Annotated in this window: 7 protein-coding genes; all 7 read right to left on the reverse strand. The window is 29.3% G+C overall.

Annotated features, from left to right (window positions below; all coding sequences use genetic code 11):
• Positions 1-21 precede the first annotated feature (21 nt).
• A complete protein-coding gene (purL, locus tag ACA135_RS07995) occupies positions 22-2175 on the reverse strand; it encodes a phosphoribosylformylglycinamidine synthase subunit PurL (RefSeq protein WP_409198222.1) in 2154 nt (717 codons plus the stop codon).
• 26 nt (positions 2176-2201) lie between these two features.
• Entirely contained in the window at positions 2202-5528 is a 3327-nt protein-coding gene (gene ileS / locus ACA135_RS08000; protein ID WP_409198223.1) for an isoleucine--tRNA ligase, read from the reverse strand.
• Positions 5529-5676: 148 nt separating this feature from the next.
• The gene (locus ACA135_RS08005; protein ID WP_409198224.1) at positions 5677-6882 is read right to left on the reverse strand and encodes a methionine adenosyltransferase; all 1206 of its coding nucleotides are present in this window, start codon (positions 6880-6882) and stop codon (positions 5677-5679) included.
• 245 nt (positions 6883-7127) lie between these two features.
• On the reverse strand, positions 7128-7835 hold the full coding sequence (locus ACA135_RS08010; RefSeq protein ID WP_409198225.1) for a dihydromethanopterin reductase (acceptor): 708 nt from the start codon (positions 7833-7835) through the stop codon (positions 7128-7130).
• 41 nt (positions 7836-7876) lie between these two features.
• Positions 7877-9145 carry a serine hydroxymethyltransferase gene (gene glyA, locus ACA135_RS08015; RefSeq protein WP_409198226.1) on the reverse strand — a complete coding sequence of 423 codons (1269 nt, stop codon included), beginning with the start codon at positions 9143-9145 and terminating at the stop codon, positions 7877-7879.
• A 215-nt stretch (positions 9146-9360) separates the two neighbouring features.
• Positions 9361-11349 carry a 4Fe-4S binding protein gene (locus ACA135_RS08020; protein ID WP_409198227.1) on the reverse strand — a complete coding sequence of 663 codons (1989 nt, stop codon included), beginning with the start codon at positions 11347-11349 and terminating at the stop codon, positions 9361-9363.
• Positions 11350-11589: 240 nt separating this feature from the next.
• A complete protein-coding gene (locus ACA135_RS08025) occupies positions 11590-12495 on the reverse strand; it encodes an AEC family transporter (RefSeq protein ID WP_409198228.1) in 906 nt (301 codons plus the stop codon).
• Between the last annotated feature and the right edge of the window lie 25 nt (positions 12496-12520).

Raw genomic sequence — 12520 nt, forward strand, 5'->3', positions numbered from 1 at the left:
CTCCATCTCATCACATATTTATTATGACATATATTGTTCTATTACTCCATTGTAAGAATCATTTAATTTTTTAATTGAGATATTTATATCAGCTGATATTAATGATTTTCCTTTAACTTCCCCAATACAACTACAAGGAACATTAATTTTTGATAAAATATCATTTAATGCATCTGGTTTTACAGTGATAATATATCTTCCATGAGATTCAGAATAAATTAAATTATTAATAGTTAGTTCATCCTCTTTCGGAATTTTTGATACATCAATTTCACAACCATATTCTCCAGAAATTGCCATTTCAGATAAAGCTACTGCAATTCCTCCTTGAGAACAGTCATGCACTGCAGTGATAAATTCATTTGAATCCTCTTTAATTAAATTTAAAACAGCATTTGCATTATCAAATTCTTCATCAATTCTAACTTTTGGTGCTTTTCCTTGTTCTATGTTATGAACAGATCTATAATATTCAGAACCTCCAACTTCATCATAAGTTTTTCCAATTATGATTATTTTATCATTTTCATTTTTGAAATTCATAGTTCGAATATTCTTTAAGTTTTCAACACCAATAACTCCCACAGCAGGTGTTGGATTAATTTTTACACCTTCCATTTCATTATAAAAACTAACATTTCCACTAATAACTGGAGATTTAAATTTAGAAGCCATATCAGACATTCCCTTAATACATTCTTGGAATTGCCATAAAATTTCAGGATTTTCAGGATTTCCAAAGTTTAAACAATCAACAATAGCATAAGGAGTGGCACCCATAGAAACTACATTACGTATTGCTTCAGCAACTGAACCTGCCCCACCATCATAAGGTGATAATTTTGTGTAAATAGGATTTGAATCTGCAGTTAATGTTACAGCTGTATTTTCATCTACTTTAAGAACTGCTGCATCATCTCCAGGTTTAACAACTGTTCTTATTTGTACCTCATGATCATATTGTTTATAAACCCATTTTTTACTTGCAATATTTGGAGAAGATAAAATTTTTATTAAAGACTCAGATAATTTTGGATCATTAACTTTAACGCAAACATCATTTTTAATTGGTTCTTTAATCTCACGATTAAGAGAAGGAGGATCTGCTAACAATAAAGTAGGTAAATTTGCAATTTCTTGATTTTCATCAAAAATAATCATATTATCTCCATCAGTAACTTCTCCAATTACTTCTGAAATAATTTCATGTTTATCACAAATAGATTTAGCTTTAGCCACATCATCAGGATTCAATACAAAAACCATTCTTTCCTGTGATTCTGATAACATTATTTCATATGGAGTCATTCCAGTTTCACGTAGAGGTATAGAATTTAAATCCACTATAGCTCCATTGTTAGAAGAATCAGCTAATTCTGAAATACAGCAAGTTAATCCTCCTCCACCTAAATCTTTTACTCCTGAAACATTAATTTTTTCAATTATTTCATAAGAAGCTTCCATTACTCTTTTTTTTGTAAAAGGATCACCTACTTGTACAGCAGGTCTATCCTCTGTTTCTGAATCAGAAGTTAATTCTTCAGAAGCAAAAGTAACACCATGAATTCCATCTCTACCTGTGCTGCCCCCCATCAAAAAGAAGACATCTCCAGGATTAGGTGCAATTCCATAAACTAGTTTATCTTTATCCACTAAACCTGCACAAAGAACATTGACTAATGGATTAGTTCTAAATGATTCATCAAATTCAACTTCTCCTGCAACAGTAGGTACTCCAACTCTATTACCATAATCAGAAATCCCTTTTACAACATGTTCAAAAAGATATCTAGATTTTTGATCTTTATCTATTGGACCAAAACGAATAGAATCTAATAAAGCAATCGGTTTTGCACCCATAGATATTATATCTCTAAGAATTCCACCAATTCCAGTACCTGCACCCCCATACGGTTCAATAGCAGAAGGATGATTATGACTCTCCATTCCAACAGCTAGTGCTAATTTATCAGTTATTGAAACTATACCCGCATCATCTCCTGGACCTAAAATTATGTTTTCACCTTCAGTCGGAAATGTTTTCAAAATAGGTCTACTACTTTTGTATGAACAATGCTCTGAAAACATAACATCTAACATACCTTCTTCTAAGGGATTCATTTTTCTCCCAAGAATTCCCTTAATATATTCCATTTCAGAATTTTCCAAAGTCATTTAAACACCTACTAACAATAGTTTTCTTATTTTTTAACTATAGAAATCATGATTTCTTCATCTTCTATTTTCCATTTCTTTGTATATTCATTTTCAATAGCTTCAGATTCAGGCACACAAACAGATGTATTCCCTTCTACTAATGTAAAAGTAATTGCTCTGACTTCATTTTTAATTAAATCTGACTGTTTTTGTACTAATTCTTTGAATTTTGAACTTGAATAAACTAAAACTCCAATCATAGATTCTACATCCAAATCCATATCTTTTCTCATATCTTGAATTCTTCTAATAAGTTCACGAGACATAGCTTCGGATAATATTTCCTGAGTAATTTCTGTATTTACAAAAACATTTCCACCATCAAATTCAGAACTAACTACATTATCAGGGAGTTCAGTATCATATAAAACTTCTTCAGAAGAAAGTTCTATTTCTTTTAAATTTCCTTCTCTATCTTCAGTCTTTACAATATATTTACCATTAGATTCTAATTCTTTTTTAATAATATTACCATCAGCATTAGCAAAGTGTTTTTTTACTAATCCTAAATCTCCTTTAAGTTTAGGGCCTAATATCTTTAAATTTGGTTTAGCTATAAATGATAAATCCTTAAATTCTTTAGCTGTTAAAACATTTTTTGTATTAGATTGGTCTTTAATAATATCTTCAAAATAGTTAACTGCATTTATAATTTTTTCATCTTGTGAAACAATTGTGATATCATTTACTGGCCATCTTAATTTGTATCTAACTATATCTCTTGCCCTAGCAGCTGCTTCAATGATATTTCTTACTGAATCCATCATTTCTTCAAGGTTAGTATCTATAAGATTTTCATCAAATTGCCATTTTTCCATGTGTATACTTTCTTTAGATGTTTGTTTAACATTAACAACTAAATTATGATAAATTTCTTCACTTAAATGTGGTGTTATAGGGGCCATTACTTTAATTAATATTTCAAGAGCTGTGTAAAGACTGTAATAAGCTCCTAATTTATCAGGATCATTACTTTCAACCCAAGTTCTTCCTCTTATTAATCTTACATACCATCTACTTAAATCTTCTAATATAAAATGGTTGATTTTTCGAGTTGCTAAATGGAAATATAAATTATTTAAATCTTCACCTACTTCTTTAGACAATGTATTTGCTCTAGATATTATCCATTTATCTTCTTTTCTTAAGTTTATATTGTCTTTAGTACAATTTTCAGGATTAAAATTATCTAATGACATATAAGTAGTTGAAAATACATACACATTCCACAGAATATTAAACATTTTTTTAACATTGTTTAATTCATCCCAGACAAATTTAAGATCATCCCAAGGTTTACATGCCCAAAGAAGATAAAATCTTAATATATCCGCACCATATTTTTCGATAACTTCTTCAGGTCTAACAACATTACCTAAAGATTTACTCATTTTTTTACCATCTTCATCTAATACAAAACCATGCATTAAAACTTTCTTATAGGGTACTTCATCTAAAGATATAACACCTGCACCTAATTGAGAATAAAACCATCCTCTAGTTTGATCATGACCTTCTGTTATAAAATCATAAGGATACCATTTTTTAAAGCCTTCTTCTTTTTGAGGATAATATAAAGATGCCCATCCTGCAACTCCTGAATCAATCCAAACATCTAAAACATCTGGTATTCTACTCATCTCATGTCCACAATCACATTTAAATTTTATTTCATCAACATAAGGTCTGTGGACTAAATCATCATCATTAGCTTGAATTTCATATATAGATTTATTCTTTAATTCATTTACTGAACCAATTACTTCAATTTTACCACAATTTGGGCATTCCCATATAGGAATAGGTATTCCCCAATATCTTTGTCTTGAAATTGTCCAATCTTTAGCATTTTCAACCCAATCTTTAAATCTTTGTTGTCCTGCCCATTCAGGAATCCAATTAACACGATTTAATTGATTAAGCATTTCTTGTTTTATTTCAGTAACTTTTAAAAACCATTGTTCAGTAGCTAAATAGATTATTGGAGTTTTGCATCTCCAACAAGTTCCATACCTGTGAGTTATTGTTTCATTTCTTAATAAAAATCCTTTGTTTTCTAAATCATTTAAGATTTTTTCATTAAATTTTTTAACAAATCCCCCAAGATATATTCCAGCATCCTCAGTGAATTTTCCTTCTTCATTTACTGGACAAAATATTGGTAAATCAAATTCTTTACCAATTTCAAAATCATCAGGTCCATGACCTGGTGCTGTATGTACACAACCTGTTCCTTCTCCCAATTCTACATGATCACCAGGCAATATTTTATGGACATTTTCAATTTTGTCCATTTCTAATTGTTTTGGGATTTCATCAAATAATGGGTAAACATAATCTAATCCTTCCAGATCTGTACCTTTAACTATTTTGATAATTTGATAATTTATAGTTTCTATAACTTCTTTTTCATATTCAATATCTTCATTTTCAGCATAATCTTTTTCAATTTTATGTTTTAAAACTTTTTTAGTGATAGATTCTCCGAATATAGGTTCAACTAAGTCTTCAGCTAAAATTAATATTTCATTATTAATCTTCACAAATGCATAATTAAAATCAGAATTAACACAAATAGCTAAATTTGCTGGAAGAGTCCAAGGAGTTGTAGTCCATACTAATACGTATTCGTTAAGATTCTCATTATTCTCTTCTTTAGATAAAATATTATTTTTTAAAGGAAATTTGACATATATAGAAGGGTCTTCTTTTTCTTCATAATCTATTTCAGCCGCTGCTAAAGCTGTTTCACAATGAGGACACCAACTTATTACTCGTAAATCTTTAGTGAGTAAATTTTTTTCATTAGCTCTTTTAAGAGTCCACCATGCAGATTCCATATACTTAGGATCCAAAGTCATGTAAGGATTTTTCCAATCCATCCATACACCTAAACTTTGAAATTGTTTAGTCATAGCTTCTTTATTTTCCATTGCAAATTCTTTACATTTATTTACAAAACTAGCTATTCCAATCTTATTTTCAATTTCTTTTTTACTTTTTATACCCATTAATTCTTCTACTTTGTGTTCAATTGGAAGACCATGAGTATCCCATCCTGCTTGTCTTCTTAGAGAATACCCATTCATAGATTTATATCTTAAGTGAGTATCTTTTAAAACTTTATTCCAAGCTGTACCTAAATGGATTTTACCACTACAATATGGAGGCCCATCTAAAAATGAATATTGTGGACCATTTGCATTTAATTTATTGACTTTAGAAAAAATTTGATTTTTTGACCAAAAATTTTGGATTTTATCTTCAATTTTTGAATATTGATATGATTTTTCTGCCTCTTTTAATGGCATGTATTATCTCCTGTAAATGTTATGATAATGTTTTCATATGATTAAATAAGTGTATTAATTTGAAATATTTAATAAAAATAATTTATATTCCATCTTTAAATCATGGACGATTATTTTAAAAATAAAAAAATGAAAAATTAATTAGTGTTTAGAAAGTTCTAGCTTTACCTTTTACAACATCTTCAGTTATAGAAGAAATATTTTCAAGCCAATCATTCATAATATTTTCAACTTTTTTATCAACATCTTCTAATTTATAACCGTCATCTAATATAACTTGAGAAGTTGCTGCTTTAGGTTGATCTATAGGTTTACCAATTTGACTTAAAATCATCAAATTAATTTCTTTAATTCCTTCCACATTTTCTACAACATCTTCTGCGATTCTATTAGATAATATATTGTAAATTTTTCCAACATGATTTATTGGATTTTTTCCAGAAGTAGCTTCCATGGACATTGGTCTACATGGGGTAATTAAACCATTTGCTCGGTTACCTCTTCCAACAGAACCATCATCTCCCATTTCAGCAGAAGTCCCAGTAACAGTTAAGTAATAACCAGATTCATCAGTAGCTTCATCATTGTCGGCAGTGTTCACAAAAACATTAATTTCTCTATTAGTAAATTTAGTTGCGTAATCTGCAACAATTTCTTTTAATTCTTCACGGATAGATTTGTATTCGTCTACATCAGAAATATATTTAGAAACCATTGCACAAGCAATAGTTAAGGTTATTTTTTCTCCTTCTCTTAATCCCATTACTTTTATATCTTCACCGATTGCAGGATGTTGTTTTTTAAATGCTTTTGAATTTAATAATTTTTCAACATTTAGAACGATAGTTTCAGTTTCAGAAAATGGAGCATAACCTACACCAAAAGAGGTATCATTAGAAGATGGAGCACCAGCTCTTCCGAAAACATCAACTAAATCTCCAGATCCATGTCCGATTTTACATTCAACAACAGCATCAGATTCTACATTGAGATTAATAATAGCATCATCAATGAAATCTTTAGCAGATTCGATTGCCACACGATCTAATGGGAGTTTTTCACCATCATATTCAGATACACCTCTTCCTGTTAAAAGTATATCTATAGGTTTTAAAATTTCTCCACCCCCAAATTGAGGGTCTGATTCTCCAGCAGTAATTTGAACTTCATCAGTATTATGGTGAAGAACACCTCCGAATCTATCTAAATATAATTCACAAAGAGCTTCACTAACAGATTCCCCTATACCATCACTGATACTATCTGGATGACCAATACCTTTTCTTTCTACAATTTCAATATCAATATTTTCTATATATGTTTGATTTAATTCTTTTACAATTATATTTCTCATAATTACACTCACATAAATGATTAGTAAATATTAATTAAATTAGGAAATTTATAGTAATTTTCCATTTATTAATCTATCAAAAAATTGGAATTAAAGATAAGATTAATATTATTTAACTTTTTATAATTTATTTATTATTAATTTAGATAAATAAATGTTCTTATTGAAATTTGAAAAAAACCATTTTTCATGAAAAATAGTTAAAAAATTTAAAAAATGGTAAAAGAGGTAAAAAAAAAGTAAAATTAAGAAATAATATCTTCAAGATAAGTTAATATATCTTTTGGTTCTTCTAAAACTGTTATATTATCCATTGTGACTAATTTCTGAGTGTTTTCTATATCAATTGGTCTCATGTGAATAGTAATTATTTTTCCGGATTCTATTGCATTAAATGGGCATACATTTTCACAAGTTCCACAACCAGTACATTTTAAAAGATCAATTTCTTGTTTAGGTATTATTGCTTTATTAGGACAAGCTTTATAAGCTTGACATTCATCACAGTCTTCACATGTGTTAATTTCTAATTTAGCTGGCAGTACTGTCTTCACATCACCCTTTTTAATATCTACAGGAATGATAATAGTTTTTACTCCACCTTTTCCTGCTTGAGAAACAGTGTTAGTAACTAAAGTATCAGATATACCATGAACTATTTTAGCTACAGTATTGGAAGTTGTTGGAGAAACAATTAGCATATCATATTTGCCTAAAGAAAATCGACCTGAAATAGGAAAACTATATTTTTGATCTGATTCTTTAGTTAATTCTTTATAACGTCCTCCAGTTATAGATGATACCCTTTCAAAAAGGCCATACATTTTTAATACTTCTTCTCCTGCATTAGATAAAAATACTGTAATATCATTAGTTTTAGCTAATTCTTCTAAAACTTCTACACTTTCACTTAGTAAATGTCCTGCTCCAGTAAATGCCCATCCAATTTTCATAAAAAAATCTCAACTTTTTTTTAATTTCTTAAATAAAAAATTTAAAATTGGATATATTGATATCCATCATCTTCTTTAAAAGCGTAATGAACATTAGTAAAATCTTTCATAAATTCGGTAACATCATCTTTGATTTCTTCATTATCTATAGCTACTCTTTTAATAAATTCTGCTACTTCATCCATTTCAGATTCTTTCATGCCTCTTCTTGTTAATTCTTGAGTTCCCATTCTTATACCAGATGGATCGTCACTATGATTTACATCGTCTCCAGGTATTAAATTTTTGTTTAATATGACATTGTTAGATTCTAATTCTTTAGCTAAAATAGTAGCTTTTTTTATATTAGAAACATTCATTGCAACTTGATGAGATTCTGTAAAACCTAAGTCTTCGCACATTACGTTAAATCCTCGTTCATATAATGCTTGAGCTAATGCTTGAGCATTTTTAATGGTTTGTTTAGCGTATTCTTCTCCAAATTCCATCATTTCTGCGGTTGCTATTCCTAAACCTGCTAAGTGGTGTAAATGATGATTACTTACTATACCAGGGAAAACTGCATTATTAATATCATTAGAATATTCTTTTTTAGAAAAAATAATACCTCCTTGAGGTCCAGGGAAAGTTTTATGAGTACTACCCATTAATGCATCAACTCCATCACCTATAGGATCTTGAAATTGACCTCCAGCAATTAAACCAAGTACATGAGCTCCATCATATAAAACTTTTGCTCCAACTTCTTGTGCCGCTTCGACAGCTTCTTTAACTGGGTGAGGGAAAAGGAATAAACTTCCACCTAATAAAACTATATTTGGTTCTTTTTCTCTAATTTGTTTTTGCATTTTATCTGCATCAATATTCATGATTTCTGGGTTAAATGGATAAAATACATTCTTTAATCCTCGTATCCCTGCTGCACTTACGTTTTCATGACTAATATGTCCTCCCATTGGAACTGACATTGTCATGATTTTATCTCCAGGTTTAGTAAATGCAAAAAATGTTGCTAAATTTGCTGTTACTCCAGAAATTGGTTGAACATTAACAAATTCTGCATTAAATAATTTTTTTGAAAGATCAATTGTTTTTTCTTCAATTTCATCAATATATTTACATCCTTCATATAATCTTTGACCTGCTAAACCTTCAGCATATCTATGAGATAAATCTGACGCTAATGCGGTTTTCACTTGAGAACTGGTTATGTTTTCACTTGCTATAAGATTTATACTATTTTTCATCCAGTTTGTATGGTCTTTTATTAAATTTTCAAAAGTTTTAACATCCTCTTCATATTGAGACATATAATTACACCTAATTTATATTTTATATTAATTTTTAATTAAAATTGAAATTTTATTAAAATAGTTGATTATAAAAAATTTCTTAATTATATATTATTAGTTTTATTTTTTATTAATTTATAGTTTAATATAATTTAATAAAAGTAATAATTTTTATAAAAATAGTATTAATAAATATTTAAAAAAAATAAAAATTTGGAGAGTAATCTCCAAAATTATTTACCAATATCTTCAAGAGCTGCATCAATTTGTGCCATAATTTGTGAAGTTTTAAAGTGATTTTGATCCATTGCTCCAGAAGGACATGCACCTACACAAGTACCGCAACCTTTACATAAAGCTACATTGATTACAGCATGAGCTTCTCCTTCTTCACCTTCAATACTAATAGCACCGAATGGACATAATTCAACACATACTTCACAAGCACCACAAACTGTATCATCTGTACTTGCAATAATTGGTTCAATTTCAACTTCACCTTTAGCCATAGGAATAGCTGCTCTAGCAGCTGCAGCTGATCCTTGAGCAACAGAATCAGGTATATCTTTTGGACCTTGTGCTACACCAGCAATGAAGACACCATCTGTTAAAGTATCAACAGGTCTTAATTTAGGGTGTGCTTCAAGATAGAATCCATCAGCGGATTTAGATATTCCTAAAGTTTGTCTTAATTCAGTTGAACCTTCAGGTGCTTCTAAACCTACACTTAAAACAACTAAATCATAAGTGAATTCTGTAATTTTTCCAAGTAAAGTATCTTCTGCTCTAACAGTTAATGTTTTATCATCATTTTCAAATATTTGTGCAGGTCTACCTCTTAAGAATTCAATTCCATATTTTTCTTGTGAATTTTTATAAAATTCTTCGTATCCTTTACCAAATGCACGAATATCCATATAATAACAAGTTACATCAGTATCAGGTTCGTGATCAATACATAATTGAGCATTCTTCATAGAGTACATACAACATACTCTAGAACAGTATGGTTTACCTATTTGTTCATCTCTTGAACCTACACAATGGATAAATGCAACACGTTTAGGAGCTTCACCATCAGAAGGTTTAACTACATGTCCTTGAGTTGGTCCAGATGCATTAATCATTCTTTCTATTTCCATACCAGTGATAACATTATCAAATCTACCATAACCATATTGGTAAATTCCAGATGGGTCGAAAGGATCATAACCAGTAGCTGCAATAATAGTACCTACATTAAGTTCAATTTCTTCAGGTTGTTGATCATGATTTATTGCTCCACGTTCACAGACTTTATCACAGAGATGACAATCAATACAATAATTTTTATCAATTGTTGCACATAAAGGAACTGCTTGAGGGAATGGAATATATGCTGCTTTTACCATACCTATACCCATATCGTAGTAGTTAGGTATTTCAATTGGACATACTTCAGAACAAGATCCACAACCAGTACATAAATCTTCTTCTACATATCTAGGTCTCTTTTCTACTTTAACCTTGAAGTTTCCTATATAACCATCTACTTCTTTTACTTCAGCATAAGTAATTAAATCAATATTTTCGTGTTTATGGGTATCTACCATTTTTGGTGCAAGAATACACATTGAACAATCTAATGTTGGGAAAGTTTTATCTAATTGTCCCATTCTTCCCCCAATAGTAGGGTTTCTTTCAACTAAATAAGTATGGTAACCCATATCTCCTAAATCTAAAGCAGATTGAATACCAGTTACTCCTCCACCAATAACTAAAGCTGTTTTTTCAACACTTACTTTATTAGCTTCTAAAGGTTCAAGTAATCTTGCTTTAGCAACTGCCATACGGACTAAATCATTAGCTTTACTAGTAGCTGCTTCAGGTTCATTCATATGTACCCAAGAATCTTGTTCTCTTAAGTTAGCAAATTCAAATAAAAATTTATTTAATCCTGCTTCTTCAACACATCTTCTAAATGTTGGTTCGTGAAGTCTAGGAGAACATGCTGCGACAACAACTCTATTTAATCCATATTCTTTAATATCATTTTGGATTAATTGTTGACCTGGGTCAGAACACATATATTTATAATCTTTTGCAATAACTACATTAGGTAAAGTACCCGCATATTCTGCAACGGCTTCAACATCGACAACACCTGCAATGTTTACACCACAGTGGCAAACATAAACTCCCACTTTTAATTCTTCGTTTTTTATATCTTTTTCTTCTGCCATTAAATCACCTTGTACAAGTTGATGAAATATAATCTAAAATTTATTATAAATGTTAGATATGATTTTATGTTTATGATATAAATTAATAAAGGTTTCTATTAAGGATATGGAGTAAAGTTTATATATGATAAAAAAATTTATCTTGAAAAAGATTATTATAGAGAGAATATGCCTAAAATCAACAAAAAAGTAAAATTAAATTATTAATTGGAAATAAAAACTTGTATAAATAATCAAATTTTATAGCAATGAGACTAAAATTGGTATACTAATAAGACTAAGTAAAGTATTTGTAAAAATACAATCTGAAGTTAGTTTGTAATCTAAACCATAGGAAATAGCTAATACTAAAGCAAACATTCCTGAGGGCATAGCTGCCTGAATTAATGAAACATTGAATTCTAAACCATGTAATCCAAATATAGTTAATATAATAAATGTTACAAATGGATAAAAAATTAATTTAATAATTGAAGTTAAAGTTACAATACTTTTATGGGTTTTAATACCTTCAAATTTTAATGAAAGACCTAATGCCAACATTATTAAAGGGATAGTGATTGCTGAAAATGAGGATATAATATTAGTTGCTACTTCACCAATTGGAATATTCATCAAGTTAAAAAGTATTCCTAAAATTAAAGCCCATAGTGGAGGCAAAAATATTGCTTTTTTAGCAGCTTGCTTAAAAGTTCCACCAAAAACTAATATTAAAACAATATTCATAATTAAGAAAGTTAGGGTTGTATTGATATCAAAAAATATTGCTCTTACGAATCCTGGATTACCAAATGCCCCTAATATTATAGGATAACCCATAAAACCAGTATTACCGATAATTACGGTTAAAAGGATGCTCCATAATTTTTTTCCCTCAAATTTTTTAATTTTAAGAATGAGGTAAACAACAGCACCAACAATAAAAGAGGATAATAATCCAACAATTGGTAAAATACTTAGTGTAGGTAAAAGATTCATATTAGCTGCATATAAAGCTTTAAAAATCATACAAGGCAAAGCAATATTCATCACAATTTTATTTAAAGTACCTACATCAGTTGATTTAAGAAAATCTATTCTTTTAAGGAAATAACCTAAAAAAATCATGAAAATAATTGTTATTAATGTGACAAAAAAGGGATCCATTATTAAACCTAGAAATTATTAAATA

The organism is Methanobrevibacter acididurans (assembly GCF_046197875.1).
GTDB lineage: Archaea > Methanobacteriota > Methanobacteria > Methanobacteriales > Methanobacteriaceae > Methanobrevibacter_A > Methanobrevibacter_A acididurans.